This is a genomic window from Rivularia sp. PCC 7116 (assembly GCF_000316665.1).
Lineage (GTDB): Bacteria > Cyanobacteriota > Cyanobacteriia > Cyanobacteriales > Nostocaceae > Rivularia.
Map to the genome: position 1 here is coordinate 8,274,372 of NC_019678.1, position 18,210 is coordinate 8,292,581.

General features: G+C 38.0%; 12 protein-coding genes. 8 read left to right on the forward strand and 4 right to left on the reverse strand.

Annotation, left to right across the window (positions count from 1 at the left end; translation table 11 throughout):
* Positions 1-87: 87 nt before the first annotated feature.
* From RIV7116_RS31660 to RIV7116_RS31670, 3 genes are all read left to right on the forward strand, one after another.
* A complete protein-coding gene (locus RIV7116_RS31660) occupies positions 88-3,348 on the forward strand; it encodes a HEAT repeat domain-containing protein (RefSeq protein WP_015122427.1) in 3,261 nt (1,086 codons plus the stop codon).
* Between the two features lie 143 nt (positions 3,349-3,491).
* Positions 3,492-4,001: a MarR family winged helix-turn-helix transcriptional regulator gene (locus tag RIV7116_RS31665; protein ID WP_015122428.1), complete on the forward strand. Its 510-nt coding sequence runs from the start codon at positions 3,492-3,494 to the stop codon at positions 3,999-4,001.
* Between the two features lie 269 nt (positions 4,002-4,270).
* On the forward strand, positions 4,271-4,798 hold the full coding sequence (locus RIV7116_RS31670) for a hypothetical protein (protein ID WP_015122429.1): 528 nt from the start codon (positions 4,271-4,273) through the stop codon (positions 4,796-4,798).
* A gap of 605 nt (positions 4,799-5,403) precedes the next feature.
* On the opposite strand, the gene RIV7116_RS31675 is transcribed toward RIV7116_RS31670, so the two are convergent.
* A complete protein-coding gene (locus tag RIV7116_RS31675; RefSeq protein ID WP_015122430.1) occupies positions 5,404-6,420 on the reverse strand; it encodes a ribose-phosphate pyrophosphokinase in 1,017 nt (338 codons plus the stop codon).
* 1,238 nt (positions 6,421-7,658) lie between these two features.
* On the opposite strand from RIV7116_RS31675, the gene RIV7116_RS31680 reads away from it, so the two are divergent.
* The 3 genes from RIV7116_RS31680 to RIV7116_RS31690 all read left to right on the forward strand — a co-directional run bounded on the left by RIV7116_RS31680 (position 7,659) and on the right by RIV7116_RS31690 (position 11,530).
* Entirely contained in the window at positions 7,659-9,446 is a 1,788-nt protein-coding gene (locus RIV7116_RS31680; RefSeq protein WP_015122431.1) for a serine/threonine-protein kinase, read from the forward strand.
* Positions 9,447-9,466: 20 nt separating this feature from the next.
* The gene (bioD, locus tag RIV7116_RS31685) at positions 9,467-10,207 is read left to right on the forward strand and encodes a dethiobiotin synthase (protein WP_015122432.1); all 741 of its coding nucleotides are present in this window, start codon (positions 9,467-9,469) and stop codon (positions 10,205-10,207) included.
* A gap of 96 nt (positions 10,208-10,303) precedes the next feature.
* On the forward strand, positions 10,304-11,530 hold the full coding sequence (locus RIV7116_RS31690) for a M20 family metallopeptidase (protein ID WP_015122433.1): 1,227 nt from the start codon (positions 10,304-10,306) through the stop codon (positions 11,528-11,530).
* A gap of 107 nt (positions 11,531-11,637) precedes the next feature.
* Here RIV7116_RS31690 and RIV7116_RS31695 read toward each other — a convergent pair whose 3' ends face one another.
* Positions 11,638-12,240, reverse strand: a complete 603-nt coding sequence (locus RIV7116_RS31695; RefSeq protein WP_015122434.1) for a glutathione binding-like protein — start codon at positions 12,238-12,240, stop codon at positions 11,638-11,640.
* Positions 12,241-12,795: 555 nt separating this feature from the next.
* Here RIV7116_RS31695 and RIV7116_RS31700 point away from each other — a divergent pair.
* Complete coding sequence (locus tag RIV7116_RS31700; protein ID WP_015122435.1) at positions 12,796-13,056, forward strand: hypothetical protein; 261 nt, start codon at positions 12,796-12,798, stop codon at positions 13,054-13,056.
* Positions 13,057-13,339: 283 nt separating this feature from the next.
* Here RIV7116_RS31700 and RIV7116_RS31705 read toward each other — a convergent pair whose 3' ends face one another.
* Together RIV7116_RS31705 and RIV7116_RS31710 are read right to left on the reverse strand one after the other, a co-directional pair.
* The gene (locus tag RIV7116_RS31705) at positions 13,340-14,683 is read right to left on the reverse strand and encodes a pentapeptide repeat-containing protein (RefSeq protein WP_015122436.1); all 1,344 of its coding nucleotides are present in this window, start codon (positions 14,681-14,683) and stop codon (positions 13,340-13,342) included.
* 263 nt (positions 14,684-14,946) lie between these two features.
* A complete protein-coding gene (locus RIV7116_RS31710) occupies positions 14,947-15,615 on the reverse strand; it encodes a pentapeptide repeat-containing protein (RefSeq protein WP_015122437.1) in 669 nt (222 codons plus the stop codon).
* Between the two features lie 338 nt (positions 15,616-15,953).
* On the opposite strand from RIV7116_RS31710, the gene selD reads away from it, so the two are divergent.
* Entirely contained in the window at positions 15,954-18,185 is a 2,232-nt protein-coding gene (selD, locus tag RIV7116_RS31715) for a selenide, water dikinase SelD (RefSeq protein WP_015122438.1), read from the forward strand.
* The last annotated feature ends 25 nt before the right edge of the window (positions 18,186-18,210 follow it).

Below are 18,210 nucleotides of genomic sequence, written 5' to 3' on the forward strand. Positions count from 1 at the left end.
GCTCTAACTTAAATTATGTAATTTTCTCGTGTAAAAGAAATTATTGTCAGCTTTCTTATCAATCCCAACTCCCCTTTATTCCCAACAATGTTTCAAATCACCAGCATTAGAAGAAAGCTTTCCTTTTTTCTAGTTTTTACTTTTACATTTTTATTTATTTTTCAACTTTCTTTACCTTGGGTAAATGCTAAGGAAGCAGCGAAGCCGGAGATAAAAGACTGGCATATCAGCGGTATTGTCGCTGCGCTAGATGATGATTATCCGGGAGTACAAGGAGTTGCTTTTGATAAGTTAACAAAATACGAACTCAAAAATTTAAATAAAAAGCAAGCAACTTGGATGGCTAAGAAAGCCATTAAATTGTTGAAGGATGAAAAGGTTGATTCAGAATTTCGCAGTAATGCGGCAAGAGCATTAGGGAATTTAAAGGATGCAGCTAAGCCCTACATTCAAGATATTCTCGCGATCTTCAAAGATGAAAGGGTTGACTCAAATGTTCGCACTGGTGCAGCAAAAGCATTAGTGAATTTAGGGAATTTAGGGGATGCAGCTAAGCCCTACGTTCAAGATATTCTTGCTATTTTCAAAGTTGAAAAAGATGAAATGGCTGTTTCATCTTTTTATATTCATGCAGCTCTAGTATTAGGGAATTTAGGGGATGCAGCTAAGCCTTACATTCAAGATATTCTCGCTATCGTCAAAGATGAAAAGATTCAGCCTATTATTCGCAGTGATGTAGCAGAGGCGCTAGGGGATTTAGGGGATGTAGGTAAGCCCTACATTCAAGATATTTTCGCTATCGTCAAAGATGAAAAGATTAATTTATATGTTCGCATTGGTGCAGCAGAAGCTTTGGGAAATTTAGGGGGTGTTACTAAACCCTACGTTCAAGATATTCTCGCTATCGTCAAAGATGAAAAGGTTGACTCAAGTATTCGCTATGAGGCAGCAGGAGCATTAGGAAATTTAGGGGGTGCAGCTAAACCCTACGTTCAAGATATTCTCGCTTTGCTCAAAGATGAAAAGATTAAGCCAATTGTTCGCAGTTATATAGCAGAAGCGTTAGGGAATTTAGGGGATGTAACTAAGCCCTATGTTAAAGATATTATTGCTATCGTCAAAGATGAAAAGATTAACTCAAGTATTCGCCGTAGTGCAGTAAAAGCTTTGGGGAATTTAGGGGATGTAACTAAGCCCTACGTTAAAGATATTCTCGCTATCGTCAAAGATGAAAAGATTAACTCAAGTATTCGCCGTAGTGCAGCAGAAGCTTTGGGGAATTTAGGGGATGTAACTAAGCCCTACGTTAAAGATATTCTCGCTATCATTAAAGATGAAAAGGTTGACTCAAGTATTCGCTATAAGGCAGCAGGAGCATTAGGAAATTTAGGGGGTACAGCTAAACCCTACGTTAAAGATATTCTCGTTTTGGTTGAAGATGAAAAGGTTGATTTAGATGTTCGCTACTTTGCAGCAGTAACTTTAGAGAAAATTGAAAAGCTAAGTTTAAATCAAGTTCTAACAATTTTAAATTTTTGCTACTATCCAAGTGACTTATACTACTTAAATAAATCGCGCTTCCAAAGCTATTTCCTCGCTGGTGGCACTGATGAAGTCAAAACCTTACTAAAATGGCTAGCACACTACGACAGCAGCAAAATCCCCACCAAACTCACCCACAAGGAAGCTAAAAAAACCTTAAAACTCTTTGCTAAAATCTGGCAACCCAGCGAAGACTTAAGATTACGCAAAGACTTAGCTGATAAAATCGTTCAAGTTACCAAACTCGTTTCTTGGCAACCCCAAGATATCGTTTTACTCCAAACCCATTACAATAACCTCAAAAACGCAAAATACAGCGAAGCTGATTCCATCGAATCAGTAATCATTCAACTCAAAGGTTGGCGTTGGTTTTTCAACTTCAGAAACATCATCTTAATTCACGCCGCTTTCTGGCTTTTACTCATCTTCGCTTACCCCAAATCTCCCCAAATCCAAGCCATCTTTTTCTGGAATCCTTGGGTTAGAAAAATTTTCGGGATGGGTTACGTTGGCTTTCTGCTTACCTGGGTTCCTTTTCTTCGTCGCAAACTATTTGAACCATTCAAACCTTCTTTACTCGCGGATGCTCAATTAGATAACTTTACCGAAAAATCCTACTTTTCATCATCAAGGATTGTCAAAAATCGAGATTCAAAACAATTTCTGACAATTACTCAAGCAATTCCAAATATCAAAGGACAAACTGTCTTAATCGGTGATTCCGGTTTAGGAAAATCAATGTTTCTCCGACATCTAGCCAAAACTTCTCAGCAGACAGTAGTATATTTACCTGCTAGTAAATGCGAAAAAGGTGTAATTGCAGCGATTCAAGCAAAGTTACACGGACAAGCACAAGATGCCCGATTCCTGAAAAACTTGATTTATAGCGGCGCAATTGATATTTGTATCGACGGATTGAATGAAGTTACAGCAGATACGCGATCGCAAATTAAACAGTTTGTGGAAAGCTATTTCCGGGGTAATATCATCATGGCTACTCAACCCTTGGAATGGGAGCCCCCGACGACGGCTAAAATATTTTATTTAAAACCATTACAGCAACAACAAATAGAAGAATTTTTAATTTCTCGCCAATTTCAAAATAGTCAAGATTTTCTGGTAAAAGGTGCTGAATACGAAAAAGCCTGCAAAAAATATCTCAAACAAGCTTTCCATAAAAAACAACCACAAGAAGAATTAGACGCAATCGAACGGGTACTTTCTAACCCAATGGATTTAACCTTGGTTGCCCAAATGCTATCACAAGGCAAACAACCAGATTTATTTCGCTTGCAAGAACAGCAATATAATTTAATGGCTGCTGAATATAAACAAGAATGGGGACATTCATTTCCGTTGAAAAAGTTCTCATCATCCGTATATGAAATGCGATTGAATGACGGTACAACTTTGGATGCCGAAGAATATCATCAAGAATTACTCAGTTTGGAAGACCAAAAATATAAAATGGTTATCAGCCGTCAGTGGCAAAGTAAAAACGGCGAAGCGATGCAAGAATGGTATTTCCGTCACGATAAAATCATGGATTTCTTCCTAGTACAAAACTTTCTTGGTGACAGCGATGAAATCCAAATCAGGTTAAACCAACATATAGGAGATCCACGTTTTCGCGGAGTTTACTTTTTATTAGCAAACTTGTTAAAACCAGATGCAGCATTACAGCTACGAGAAACTTTAATTCTATATGCTGCCAATACCAACGACCATACAGTTAGCGATACTTTTGTAAAATTATTACACTCTAGAGTTGCGTCTTTGAAAAACAAATCAAAGGTAACTAATTAATTCTTTCGCGTTACTGGTTTAAAGTATGAATCGCCCCCTACCCCCAATTATGGGGGAGAAAAAAGATTTAAATTCCCCCATTATTGGGGGATTTAGGGGGCTTCGTTTAAATTAAAAGAACATATTACAATCTCCTCCAATCCATGATTCCATCCCGTGGTTTACCCAACCATCAAGCACTAACACAATTAGCAAAACAATACCCAGAGCTAGATATATCTTCTGTAGAAGCTTGCCTTACTTTTCTAGATACCACTGCTGAAGTTCACCAGGCTTTTGATGCTCATTTTGCAAGATATAATCTCTCGATGGGTAAGTTTTCGCTGTTAATACAGCTGTTTGTCGCTTCCGATAAAGGATTAACGCCATCCGAGTTTGCCGAACGCTCTGGCGTAACTCGCGCTACAATTACCGGCTTGCTCGATGGATTGGAAAAAGAAGATTTAGTTAAACGTCAACCCTATCCCGAAGATAGACGCAGGCTCACTATTGTTTTGACTGATAAGGGACGCGAGCTAATCTCGAAAATGCTTCCCGACCATTTTTGTCGTACTACTAATATGATGTCTAATCTTACCGCTACTGAGAAAAAGACGCTCATTAAGTTACTTGGTAAATTAAGCGCCGGAACTTCTGCGATGCGAGAGGTTTAAACTCAAATACGAAAACTAAAGCTTTCCACAAACTTGTATTTTCATAGATATAGCTTTAATATTTACTTAGGCAGCTAATAGTTAGGTAACTAATTAATTAAAAGCATTTTGTTTTAGCATCTTTTTCCTAAGTACTGCGATTGCTGCGCTTCGCTCGCAATGACATATTACGGGTGATTTCCGGACATAATATGAGGTTTAATTTGTATTTCATTCAACAAAAAACATAATAGTTGCGATTTTACCTACTCCCTACTTCTTATAAAAATATGAAAAAAATAAACGCGAAACAAAAACAGTGGTTGATTTCCCTGCACGTAGTATTTTCAGCAATGTGGTTTGGCACGGCTTTGTGCATGATTGCGATCGCGTTGATAAATCGCGATACTCCTAACGGTGATGAACTTTACGCGATTAACTCGGTAATGAAGCTGTTAGATGACGTTGTGATTATCCCAAGTGCATTCTTTTCTTTATTAAGCGGAGGTTTGCTTTGCTGGTTAACAATTTGGGGATTTTTCAAGCATTACTGGGTAATCGCGAAATGGATTGGTACCGTAACATTGATTGTAACCGGTAGCATATGGCTGGGACCTTGGACAAATGCAATGACCGCAATTTCCGCAGAGCAAAGGTTGCAAGCGTTGCAAAATCCGCTATACGTATTTGACCAAAAAGCTGTTTTTATCGGCGCTATTATTCAAACTTCTTCTCTTTTGTTTATTATTGCAATTTCCTTTGTCAAGCCTTGGGGTAAAAGAGATAAGAAAATACAAAAACAATCTTCAGCAATCTAGTAACCAACAAATTTTAGTTATTCAGGACTTACGCAAGTGTCACAAAGCTCTGGTGGTGCGTGACACTGAAAACGTTGTTACTACGTTCAAAGTTAATCAAAGTGTCACAGCACCCTACAAAGAAAATATGCCAGTTGTGGCAATTCCTATTATTGATAAACCTGGTTTTTCAAAAAATCCGGGTTTCTTTATTTTTTTAGATTTTCTATAAATTAGTTTACTTAATTTAAGAATGCTATAACAATATTGTTCTTTAGCAAAGTTATATGGATTTAAAAGAAAATTTCCTGAGCTAAAACAAGATGCTCCTTCTTTTAAATTATTGCTATCTATTTAGATTAAGTAAGTAGGTAAAATTAAATATGAAACCTCACCCTCAATCCCTCTCCTTATTAAGGAGAGGGAAGCCGGAGGTAGGGTGAGGTATTAATCTTATATTTAATTACGCCTACCTACTTAGTTAAACTTACATTTACTTATTTCAAATTTTATTAAAAATAGTAAAACTCAAAAAAAATAAGCTCAACTAGCAAATAAACACAAAATAAAGGATGAAGCAAAAATCTGAACTTCATCCTTGATAATTAGTTTTTAAAATTTATTAATTAACGAAACATACTGCTTACGGAGTTATCTTCGTGAATTCGCCAAATAGTTTCTCCTAAAAGGTTAGCAACTGAAAGTTTTACTAACTGCGGAAAGCTGAGATTGTCAGGAAAAGGAATTGTATTAGTGACAATTACTTCTTCAAACAAACCACTAGACAGCCTTTCTACAGCAGGTGGAGAGAAGACAGCATGAGTCGCACAGGCGTATACCTGACGTGCGCCTTCTTGACGCAATAAACGCGCTCCCTCAGAAATGGTTCCGGCGGTATCAATCATATCGTCTACCATGATGGCTGTTTTGCCCTTAACGTCACCAACAACGTTTAAGACTTCAGCAACATTATGTGCTTGACGGCGTTTATCGATAATCGCCAAAGGTGCATCATTCAGTTTTTTCGCAAATGACCTAGCCCTTGCGACACCACCTACATCTGGCGAAACAACCACAATATCTGACAAGTTTTTACTAGCCAAATATTCCAGAATGACTGGGGTGCTGTAAACATGGTCTAAGGGAATATCAAAATAGCCCTGTATTTGTGCCGAATGTAAATCCATTGCCAAAATTCTGTTTGCACCTGCCTGAGTGATCAGGTTGGCAACTAGTTTGGCTGTTATCGACTCTCTCCCCGCCGTTTTTCTATCGGCACGAGCGTAGCCATAATAAGGAATTACTGCTGTTATTTGCCGCGCAGATGCTCTACGACAAGCATCAATCATAATTAGCAATTCCATCAAGTTATCGTTTACAGGATTGCAAGATGGCTGGATTAAATAGACATCACAACCCCGAATTGATTCCTGGATTTGAACGTAAAGTTCTCCATCTGCAAATCTCTTACGAATCATCGGACCGAGATCCATACCCAAATAATGGGCTACTTCTTGGGATAATTCTAAATTGGCAGAACCAGAGAACAGTCGTAGACGATGATTTTCTGTCAGCCCCGTTATCGCTGGTTTCACTTTTAAAGTGGGAGTACTCAGCACAGCAGACCCTCGTTGTGCATTCATTGCAATATTATCACGCTGATATTTGACTTATTGAACTTCTATAGTGGCGCATATTCAAATGTTAAAAGTTTCAATGCATTAATTTATATGCTGAAACATTCCTCCATAAAACTATGCAATACCAGAAAATTTTCTAATCCCCAAAAACAGGCAAACTATTGTCAGCTTAACTGATATTAACTTAGCTTACCAGACCTTTTTTTGTTTTTTTGTTTTAGATAAAAAATTAGCATATGAATCATAATAAAGCTTTAACCTCCTATTTTCGTCGGTTATGCACTAATTTTAAAACCGCCTTATTACTTAAATTAGGCGGGACAATATTTTTCTATAGGGTTCAATTTTTTTGATTTTGCAAATCTTCTTTCCTGAAAATCTCACAAAACTTCTAACTCTTGCGGAAATAATCATCAATTAATAACCGCTGTATTAATCTTTTTATATGATTAAGTATAAGTACTCATGATACAAAAAACTGTCAGTAATTAAATATTTTATAACATTAATGCTCTTGTTAAGAAAAAATTATGCTTTGGTTAACTTTGCTCGTGTTTATTGTTAGCTTGTATGGTGATGGATTTGTATTCCGCTTACGGATAGAACAATATTTATATTGCGATCGCTAACTATGTATAACTTTTTCAAGTGGCTGCGATATTAAAAATAATCAGCATGTAGGTAATTTTGTACTATATAGTTGAAATTAGGGGAAGGGGTAGAGGGGGCAGAGGGGGAAGAGGGGGTAGAATTATTGTTTATGTTTTCTTGGGATACTGGCAGTACATTTGATTAATTTTACAGGGTTTGTAGTTGCGCGATCGCAACAGAATATAGTAAGAATAGGGCACAAGCCTAACTACGTACCAATTAATCACCCCTCAAAAATAATATGGTGAACTACTCGAAACCATAAGGCTGTTCTTCCCCCTCTCCCCCTCTCCCCACTCTTCCCTCTCCCCTCACCCGTCATTGTTAATCCAATCGAGTATTAACCGTCATATTCTGAGCGTTTCAAGTGAATATTCTTAAATACAAGCTGTAATAATAATAATTTTTTGAAAAAGGTAACTTGTCTACCTTTTGACACATCAATAAATCAAACAAAATGTAAAAATAAATAAAGCCAGCAGTCTCACTGTTTGCGATATGCTACGGCACTATCGAGTAGCCTTTGTCATATCAGCTAATAGGTTCTAGGTAAATCCTCTATTTAATTTGTCAAACAATCTCAATTAATTATGCAACCACCCATCACTACTGGTACTGTATTACAAAACCGTTACAAAACAATCAAAATTTTGGGTCAAGGAGGATTCGGTAGAACCTATTTAGCAGAAGACCAAAGACGCTTCAACGAACTTTGCGCTATTAAAGAATTGATTCCGAATACAACAGAAACCTCTGCTTTGGAAAAAGCACGAGAACTGTTTGGGCGAGAAGCAGCGATTTTGTATAAAATTAAGCATCCACAAGTTCCGCAGTTTAGAGAAAGGTTTGAGCAAGACCAGCGGTTGTTTTTAGTACAAGATTACGTAGAAGGAAAAACCTATTACGACATACTTCAAGAACGTATTGCTGTAGGTGGAGCTTTTACGGAAGCTGAAGTGTTGCGATTGATGTGCTCTTTGTTGCCGGTTCTAGAGTATATACACACTCAAGGAATAATTCACCGCGATATTTCGCCAGATAACATAATCATGCGTGAAAGCGATAAGTTGCCGGTATTGATTGATTTTGGTGTGGTGAAAGAATTAGCTACTAGGTTGCAATCGAGAAGTGGAGCAACTCCAACTTATGTCGGAAAACCTGGCTATTCTCCCAGCGAACAAATTCAAACTGGTCAAGCTTATCCTAGTAGTGACTTGTATGCTTTAGCTGTAAGCGTGATTGTTTTACTTACTGGTAAAGAATCGGCAGAATTATTTGATGACAACTTGTTAAGTTGGAATTGGCAGCGCTGGGTAACAGTTAAACCGCGATTTGCTGACGTGTTGAATCGAATGTTAAGTCACAAACCGGGGGCTCGCTATCAAAGTGCAGCTGAAGTTGTGCAAGCATTAGATAATTTAAACCAATTAAACCAATCGCCAAACCAAACTGCGGCAGCCAAGCCCGATGTATCAAGAATGCAGACAGTAGCAGTTGGGCGCAAACCAGAACCGGTACAGCCTCCCCCTCGCAGGCAGCCCAGCCCGGTAATTCCACCACCACAGCAAAGCGATCCTGTAGTAGATAATCCGCTGGCTGTAGGAGTAATTGGTGCGGCTGTAGTAGTATTAGCGGGTTTGGGTTCTTGGGCTTTGGTAACAAGTATTCGCAATGCATCAGATTCGCAACCGGAATCGCCTCCCCCACAAACTTTTGCAACGCCATTTGTCGAGTCAACCCCGACACCGACACCTACACCAGATGAACCAGATGTTTTTAGCAAGCGGTTGAATTTTGGATTTTCTGATACGGCTAATATCAGAGGAAATTTAAAAGCAAATCAAACCGTTCAGTACACCTTTAGGGGAGAAGAAGGACAAATACTGACAGCGGTTTTAGTTGAAGAAAACGGTGTTTCGCTGACAGTATTAGGTCCTAACAAGGAATTAATTGATAATGCAGCTAAGCAGGTAAATTCTTACCAAGGAAATTTACCTTTTACGGGTAGATACACTATTGAATTAAACAATCTTCCAGAAATTAACCAAGCTGAATATAATTTAAGAGTTAGGTTAAAAGAGCCAGTTACTACACCAACAATCGAGCCTACACCTGATATTGAACCAACACAACCACAACTAGAAGAGACACCAACCCCAGAAGCTACGCAAAAGCCCAAACGACCAAGAATAACTATTCCTACCTCAATTCCTACTAGCCTTCCTACTAGTATTCCAACTCCTAAAATACCCCAGATAAAAATACCGCCAGTCAAGATTCCGCCACTAAAACGACCAACTCCTTCTCAAGAGGAAAAAACAAATAAACCCGAAACGGAGGCAAAACCCCAAACTCAAGCCGATCCTGCTGGTAATTAAATGTTACTTTCTGGGCAGGGATGCCCATACAAGGATGTAAGATAATTGAACATCTAACATCTCAAATCTTTAATTTCAAATTGCTAAAGACATTATTTATAGCTGGAAGCGATACCGACGCGGGTAAAACTGTTTTTACTACAGCCTTAGCTGCTTATTTACAAAAATATCGTCCCCAGCACAGTTTGGGGATTATGAAACCAATTCAATCAGGTGTGGGCGATCGCCAACTTTACCAAAAGTTATTTTCGCTGTCGCAATCGGAAGCGGAAATAACGCCATTATATTTTCAGGCTCCTTTAGCACCACCTCTAGCGGCAGCTAAAGAAAATCGACAAATAGATTTAGGTGTTGTCTGGCAAACTTTTACTCAGCTACAGCAAAGCCGCGATTTTATTTTAGTAGAAGCTTTGGGTGGTATGGGTTCGCCGGTAACGGATGAATTTACGGTGGCAGATTTAGCTGGCGAATGGCGTTTACCTACAGTTTTAGTTGTACCGGTAAGATTGGGAGCAATTTCTCAAGCTGTCGCCAATGTAGCTTTAGCAAAACAGTCTAAAGTAGAGCTTTTGGGAATAATTTTAAATTGCTGCTCGCAGATGACACCAGAAGAAATAGCCGATTGGGCACCAGTAGATACGATTGAATCTTTTACCAATATTCCCGTTTTAGGTTGCTTACCTTATTTAGATAATCCAGAAGATTTAGATAAGCTCGCACAAATCGCATCCGATTTAGAATTAGAAAAATTATTTAATTGAGTTAGGAGTTAGGAGTTAAGAGTTAAGAATTTATAACTGATAACTGCTCACTGATAACTGCTCACTGCTCACTGGTAACTGATAACTGTTTAAATTATGGTTTCTACATTTCCCAACGCATCTGCCGATTTATCTCGGGTTAGACTTGATATTCGTTCGCTACATCCGCGAATCATAGAATGGCGAAGAATAATTCATCAAAAGCCTGAATTAGCTTTTAAAGAAGAACTTACTAGTAAATTTATTTCCCAGAAGTTGCAAGAATGGGGAATCGAACATCAAACAGGGATTGCTGAAACTGGTGTTGTCGCCATTATCAAAGGTAGTAAAAAAGGCGAATCTAATCGCGTATTAGCAATTCGTGCGGATATGGATGCTTTACCAGTAAGCGAACTTAATGAAGTATCTTATAAATCGCAACATGATGGGATAATGCACGCTTGCGGACATGACGGACATACTGCGATCGCGCTTGGTACTGCTTATTATTTACAGCAACATAGAGATATTTTCACCGGTACTGTAAAAATTATCTTTCAGCCTGCTGAAGAAGGACCCGGAGGTGCTAAACCTATGATAGAAGCTGGGGTATTAAAGAATCCCGATGTCGATGCAATTATTGGTTTACACCTGTGGAACAATTTACCTTTAGGAACAATAGGCGTTCGTAGTGGAGCCTTGATGGCGGCAGTAGAATCGTTTCGCTGCACAATTTTAGGCAAAGGCGGGCATGGTGCAATGCCCCATCAAACAGTTGATTCGGTGGTAGTTGCGGCTCAAGTTGTGAATGCTTTACAAACAATTGTTTCCCGCAACGTTAGTCCAATTGATTCTGCTGTGGTAACCGTAGGAGAACTTCACGCCGGTACAAAGGGTAATATTATCGCCGACACTGCCAGGATGAGCGGTACTGTCAGGTATTTTGATCCAGATTTTGAAGGGTTTATTCAAGAGCGAGTAAAACAAATAATTGCCGGAATTTGTCAGATAAATGGTGCTAGTTATGACTTAGAGTACTGGGGACTTTACCCACCAACAATTAACAATCAGGAAATGGCAGAATTAGTACGAAGCGTAGCCCAAGAAGTTGTCGAAACACCTTTGGGAGTAGTACCAGAATGTCAAACAATGGGTGGGGAAGATATGTCCTATTTCCTCCAAGAAGTTCCCGGTTGCTACTTCTTCTTAGGTTCAGCAAATCCTCAAAAAGATTTAGCTTATCCCCACCATCATCCCCGCTTTAACTTCGACGAAACTGCATTAGCTATGGGAGTGGAAATGTTTGTCCGTTGCGTCGAAAAATATTTTGACAGCGAACAGTGAGCAGTGAGCAGTGAGCAGTGAGCAGTGAACAGTTACCAATGCCCAATGCCCGATGCCCAATCCCCGATGCCCAATCCCCGATGCCCATGCCCGATTCCCATTACCAATTAAGGAACCTTCATCCCCCGTTGTACTGCTGGGCGTTTTGATACGGTGTCGTGCCATCTTTTTAAGTTGGGATGGTTGTCGAGTGTCATTTCTTGAATTTCGTAGATTGTCACCCAAGGGAACGTTGCTACGTCGGCTATGGAGTAATCGCCACAAATAAATTCGTTATCAGCTAATTGCTTATCTAATACTCCGTAAAGTCGCAGTGTTTCTTTTTTGTAGCGTTCGATAGCGTAGGGAATTTTTTCTGGAGCGTGCAGATTAAAGTGGTTGAACTGTCCGAACATTGGACCTATACTACCCATTTGCAGCATTAACCATTCTATTACCTGATAGCGAGATTTTTGTTCCTTGGGTAATAATTTTCCTGTTTTATCGGCTAAGTACATTAATATTGCACCTGATTCAAATACTGTTGTGTCAGTATCTTTATCTACGATTGCTGGAATTTTACTGTTGGGATTAATAGCTACATACTCAGGAGCAAACTGGTCGTTTTTACTGATATCAATTACATGGACGTTGTAGGGAAGTTCAACTTCTTCCAACATTATGGAAGCTTTGCGTCCGTTGGGTGTAGTAAACGTATAAAGCTCAATCATGCAGAGATATCCTCACATAGATTATTTCTAAGAAAGCAGTCTACCTTATAGAGCAGTACGTGACTACTAGATGAAGGTAGAGGGCATAGCTTGCCACAGAGGTACTTTCTGCGTTGACATCATTACATAAGTGGGTATGCAAAATTATTTGTCTCATTGCGAGCTTACTTATGGGAATAGATAATTTTTAACCGATAATTGCTGAAGATTAGCTGAAAAAAACAGTATTTGTGCGGCTGTAGATATAAAGAATTTCTTATATAACATATTCATACTGTAAGTGTGGAGAGTTCTATATTTAATCTTTAAAAAAAGAATAATAAGTATTTTTATTTAGTAAAAACTACGGAAAAGACCTTTTGATTATAGAAAAGGTTATGTCATGATTGAAAAACAATCAACAAAACTGTTTAAACACTGCATTTGCAATAGCTATTTTCAAAATTTGTTAGTAAGTCACAAATGGTGGCACAAAGATAATTCCCTTTCAGGAGTTTATACCAAGCAGTAACAACATTTTTATCGCAAATTGAAATATTAATATTAGGAATGAATATGCGCTCTAGAATCCAACCCCCCGGAACTAAAATTCCTTTTTGGACTCCTAGTAAAATAATTTTTAGTTCTGTAATTTTGACTTTATTAATAGTGTGTGGTTCCTGCACTATATATTCTGTAGTTTCTTTCTTATTACAACCTGTTTCGATATTCCCTACATCAATACCTTGGATTCACAACGAATCAGAGTGCAAGCATACTAATAGAACCTGGAAAGATGATGCTTGCTGGGATTACGAACACGGTATTACTTTTTAAAAGTAAGTATTTAGTAATTTATCAGATATTACTAATATAAATTCAATTTCTGTTGATAAAGTTAAGTTTAGCTAATTAGTAATCAATTACCAATTAACAATTTCTTCATACCCGATAAAATGAAGAGAGAGCTAGAAATAGTTATAGATTTGAATTGTTGATTAAACAATCAACTGGTAAGCACAAATGGTGGCAAGCACCCTGGTAGTTGAAAAGACTTAAACTAAGTTAAATAATTTTTGAGCGTGGTGGTAGATGGATGCTTTTGATAAAAGAAAACGGCTCAGTATTCACCCATAGCCATTTTTTGCAACTTCGGCTGCATATTTTTGGCTCCTTTGAGGATTGTTCCTTCAAAATTTACGTCGTAGCAGTCGGTTAAAGAAAGATTTGCAGCGGTTAAATTAGCCCCACTAAGGTTTGTTTCGTATAAAACTGCCTTTTGAAAATCAGTTCCCATTAAGTTGGCTCCGGAAAGATCTGCTTCTCTCAAGGAAGCTTCGGCAAAGTTGGCAAAAAATACTTCTGCTTGTTGAAGTCTAGCTGCATTCAAATTGGCTTGCCGCAAATTAGCTCCATTAAGATTAGCTTGTTGCAAATTGGCACCAATTAAACCAGTCTCGTGCATTCTTGCTTTGTCAAGCTTCGCTGACTGTAAGTTGGCAAGAAATAGTTTTGCTCCTCCTAAATTAGCTGCTTTGAGGTTAGCCCCCATCAAATTAGCTTTATAAAGGTTAGCCCCCATCAAATTAGCCCCTCGTAAAGAAGCCCCTACCAAGTTAGCATCTCGGAGATTTGCTCCGTAGAATAAACCTTTATTGGCAATCGCTCCCGCTAAATTGGCACCCCGGAGGCAAGCTTGTTGCAGGTTGACTTGATAGAGATTGGATTGTGCGAGTTTAGCTCCATCAAGGTTGGCTTTAAAAAGATCGCTACCTTGTAAACAAGCTCCACATAAGTCCGAATTCCGCAAATCAGCCCGTTGCAGGTTGGCATTACTTAAGTCTACTCCCCTTAGTTGAGCATTACTCAAGTCAAGTTTTTTATCTTCTGGATCTTGAGAGGCATTTCTTCTCCCTATAACGGTAAGTGCTGCCTGAATATCAGTAGGAACTTTTATTTCTTGCTGCGTGCTTGCCTGAAATTTACTAAATTTTGGAGTAGTGCCATTTTCTCTAACAAAAGCTGTAAGAATTTCCATGATTGTCCAATACTCTTGGGGAGAGTCTTGAGCAACTCTTTCTAGTGCATAAATTGCTCCGGTGCGAGTAGCAACGCTATCATGCCCGAGTTGAGTTATTGCACTCATAAATCTTTCGGCTAGCAGCTTTTGCTCGTTGATTTCTATATTTTTTTGATTTAATCTGTTATCTTTTTGAGCTGCTAACAAGCTTTTTTCTAATAAAACAGCACGCTTGGCTCCATAATAAGCATTGATAATTATTGCCAATCCAAGAAACAATCCGGCAGAAGTCATTAAGCCTTGACTTTTGTATTCGATTCTTTCTTCATTTGACAATCCTTCTATTTTTGAAATCGCTGTGAAAATTAGAATTGGTGAAACAGAAAAAAAGATTGTTATTCCTATTAACCAATTCGTTAATGCGTCTGTCTTTTTAGCAGACATAGAATCAGTATTCCTCACAACACAGAATTCTTACCGAAATGATTGGGATTAAAGAGTATACCATTTGCGTAAAAAATGCAATATCTGTCGAAAGTTGCAGTTGCAATCTGTAACGCCGGTAGACAGCTAGCAGATTGTCTCTAATATAATGCCCCAATGATATTCTACGGCACGGTAAAATTACGTAGATAGCCTATTTGAGATGATGTAGAAACACCAGATGTTCTTAACAAAAATGAATATTAAGATTTTTAATTTTGAACCTAATGATTTGCCTTTTTATCGTTAAAAAAAGCTTCTCTTAGATTCGCCCTATCAAAGTTAACACCCTTAAGATTTGCTCCACGCAAATTAGCTAAAAATAAGTTAGCACAACGCAAATCGGCATTAGAAAGATTTGCTTGAGTAAGATTTGCTGCATTCAATATAGCACCAGATAAGTTAGCTGAGGTAAGATTTGCCCGAGTCAGATTTGCTGCACTTAGTACTGCACTATTTAAATTAGCATTTTCTAGGTCTGCATCAATTAAGTTTACCCGGTAAAGGATTGATTGTTCTAAATTAACTTTTTTAAGATTTGCATTACGAAGATTCGCACCCCGAATATCAATGCAACTCAAGTCAATCTTATCTCTACGCAAGTATTTATCGGTATCCGGATTAGTTATAATTTTTAAAGCGGTTTTAATATCGGTATTAATTTCACTTATCGGATTTGTTTGAAATTCGTTTAATATTTTCAAAGACCGATTTTGCTTAATATAAGTCGTAATTATTTGAAAAACTTTATCATATTCTTCCGGATATTCCAAAGCTATCTTTTCTAAATTTTCTATGGCAATTATTCTTCGCTCTATCTGATTTTTAGTTAGTTCTTCTACAACAATTTTTAAACGCTTGTTAATTTGATTTTTACTAAATAAATTCATCATGAAAGTTAAATAAGTATATAGTCACAAAGTTTTTCTAACAGTTATTGCTTTTTCTATTGTTTTATAACGTACAGCGTAAATAGATACTTAGTTTCATCTTAAATAAAATAAACATTATTGTTACTTAATATATGTATTGTCTTATGCAAAAGAACTATATTTCATCTAATTAACATAAAGAATAGAAGATGAGGAAGATATTTGAGTTATTGCTCTAGACGGATGAGCGTTAATCAAATAACGCCTACTTGCTCCGAGATCAATTCGCCGCATCTTTATAAAGAAATGCTACAAGTACCCTCTATAGCCAATACCCAGTTAGGAATCAAAGCCAAGATATGCAGCAAAATATACAGCCATTGCAAAAAGACCTAGTTTTATTAGGTGGAGGACATTCTCACGCGATCGCGCTCAAAATGCTCGGTATGCAGCCTTTACCTGGAGTTAGAATAACTTTAATTTCGGAGAACAGCGATACTCCTTACTCTGGAATGTTACCGGGACATATAGCCGGATTTTATACTCGCGATGAGTGCCATATTGATTTGCGGAAGTTAGCAAGATTTGTTCAAGCACAACTATATATAGATTATGTCAATGGTATCGATTTGAAAAATAATCGAGTTATTTGTGCAAATCGTCCTGATGTCAGTTTTGATTTATTATCGATTGATATAGGCTCTACTCCATCAATAATTTCTGTATCTGGTGCTACAGAATATGCAATTCCAGCGAAACCTGTCAGAAATCTGCTGCAACATTGGTACAGGCTTGTAGAAAATATTAGAAGTAATTCTCAACAACCGGTCAAAATTGCAATTGTTGGTGGTGGTGCTGGGGGTGTAGAGTTAGCGCTGTCGATGCAAGGAAATTTATGTCAATATCATGAAAATTTAGAAATTCATTTGTTTGGCAGAGATAATCAATTGATGCCCAATGCTAATGTTTTTTTAGGAAATATTTTGCAGGAAACTCTAATAGAGCGCGGTATAATCTTGCATCTAGGTGAGACAGTATACAAAGTTGCACGAGAAGAAGATATACAAACATTTAATGTAGTATGTGAATCGGAATTGCAGCTTCGATGCAATTATATATTCTGGGTAACGCAGGCATCCGCGCCAAAATGGTTGGCATCGACGGGAATTGCTACGGATGAGCAAAAGTTTATTTTAGTAAACGATAATTTACAGTCGTTATCTCACCCGCACGTGTTTGCTGCTGGAGACATCGCGACGATGAAAAATCATCCTCGGGCTAAGGCTGGGGTGTTTGCAGTACGTCAGGGTAAACCTTTATTTGACAATTTAAAAAGAAGTTTGTCAGGAAAAAGTCTGAAAAAGTATGTACCCCAGAAGGATTATTTAAGTTTAATCGGTACCGGTGACGGAATGGCGATCGCTACTCGTGGATGGTTGACTTTACCACCATCCGAACTATTGTGGCATTGGAAGGATTATATTGACAGAAAGTTTATGAAGCGTTTTCGGGATTTACCGGAAATGGAAAATGGGGCATGGGAAGATAAAGAAATAACTCCTAACCCGATGTATTGTGCTGGATGTGGTTCTAAGGTTGGTGGTAATGTTTTAGAAACTGTTTTAAGTAGAGTTAGAGAATCTCAATCTATTCGCGAAGGGGAAGATATTGTTATCGGTTTGGATTCTCCGGATGATGCTGCTGTGGTGAAGGTACCCAAGGGGAAGGTGATGGTACAAACGATTGATTATTTTACTAGTTTAATTAACGATCCTTACATTTTTGCACAAGTTGCTGTCAATCATTGTTTGAGCGATATTTTTGCAATGGGAGCGATTCCGACGAGCGTTTTGGCTTTGGCTACTATTCCTTATGGAAAATCTTCCATAGTTGAGGAAACTTTATTTCAGTTATTATCTGGTGCTGTAAAACAGTTAAATCAAGCACGAGTATCTTTAATTGGGGGACATACTATTCAAGGAGAAAAGTTAGCTTTTGGGTTGTCTTGTAATGGTTTGGCTGAGGAAGAGAAACTTTTACATAAAAGTGGAATGCAGGAGAATGACGTTTTAATTTTAACTAAGTCGCTGGGTACGGGGGTTTTATTCGCTGGTGAAATGCGTCTTCAAGTTAAAGGAATTTGGATTGATAATGCGATACAATCAATGTTGTTATCAAATCAAGCTGCTGCTGAATGTTTTTTGGAATATGGTGCAACTGCTTGTACTGATATTACGGGTTTTGGTTTAATTGGGCATTTATTAGAAATGGTAAAAGCCTCATTAATCGGAGTTGAGTTACAGTTATCTAAAATTCCGATTTTGGATGGAGCTAGGGAAATTTCAGCAAAGGAGATTTTTAGCTCGCTTTATCCAGAAAATTTACAGGCTTCGAGTTTTATTACGAATTATCAAAGTTTTGAATTTCATCGCAATTATCCGTTATTATTCGATCCGCAAACTTCCGGTGGGTTGTTAGCTTCGGTTTCTGTTGATAAAGCTGATAGTTGTTTGAAGAAGTTGAAGGAGTTGGGTTATGAAGAAGCGAGGATTATTGGTGAAGTTGGAGGAGAGGGGATAAGGTTGGTTTAAAACGCAGAGTATCGCGGAGTGTTGT

Coding starts and splice junctions, on each gene's coding strand:
- RIV7116_RS31660 (WP_015122427.1), top strand. CDS start 88: ATGTTTCAAATCACCAGCATTAGAAGAAAGCTTTCCTTTTTTCTAGTT.
- RIV7116_RS31665 (WP_015122428.1), top strand. CDS start 3,492: ATGATTCCATCCCGTGGTTTACCCAACCATCAAGCACTAACACAATTA.
- RIV7116_RS31670 (WP_015122429.1), top strand. CDS start 4,271: ATGAAAAAAATAAACGCGAAACAAAAACAGTGGTTGATTTCCCTGCAC.
- RIV7116_RS31675 (WP_015122430.1), bottom strand. CDS start 6,420: ATGAATGCACAACGAGGGTCTGCTGTGCTGAGTACTCCCACTTTAAAA.
- RIV7116_RS31680 (WP_015122431.1), top strand. CDS start 7,659: ATGCAACCACCCATCACTACTGGTACTGTATTACAAAACCGTTACAAA.
- bioD (WP_015122432.1), top strand. CDS start 9,467: ATGCCCATACAAGGATGTAAGATAATTGAACATCTAACATCTCAAATC.
- RIV7116_RS31690 (WP_015122433.1), top strand. CDS start 10,304: ATGGTTTCTACATTTCCCAACGCATCTGCCGATTTATCTCGGGTTAGA.
- RIV7116_RS31695 (WP_015122434.1), bottom strand. CDS start 12,240: ATGATTGAGCTTTATACGTTTACTACACCCAACGGACGCAAAGCTTCC.
- RIV7116_RS31700 (WP_015122435.1), top strand. CDS start 12,796: ATGCGCTCTAGAATCCAACCCCCCGGAACTAAAATTCCTTTTTGGACT.
- RIV7116_RS31705 (WP_015122436.1), bottom strand. CDS start 14,683: ATGTCTGCTAAAAAGACAGACGCATTAACGAATTGGTTAATAGGAATA.
- RIV7116_RS31710 (WP_015122437.1), bottom strand. CDS start 15,615: ATGATGAATTTATTTAGTAAAAATCAAATTAACAAGCGTTTAAAAATT.
- selD (WP_015122438.1), top strand. CDS start 15,954: ATGCAGCAAAATATACAGCCATTGCAAAAAGACCTAGTTTTATTAGGT.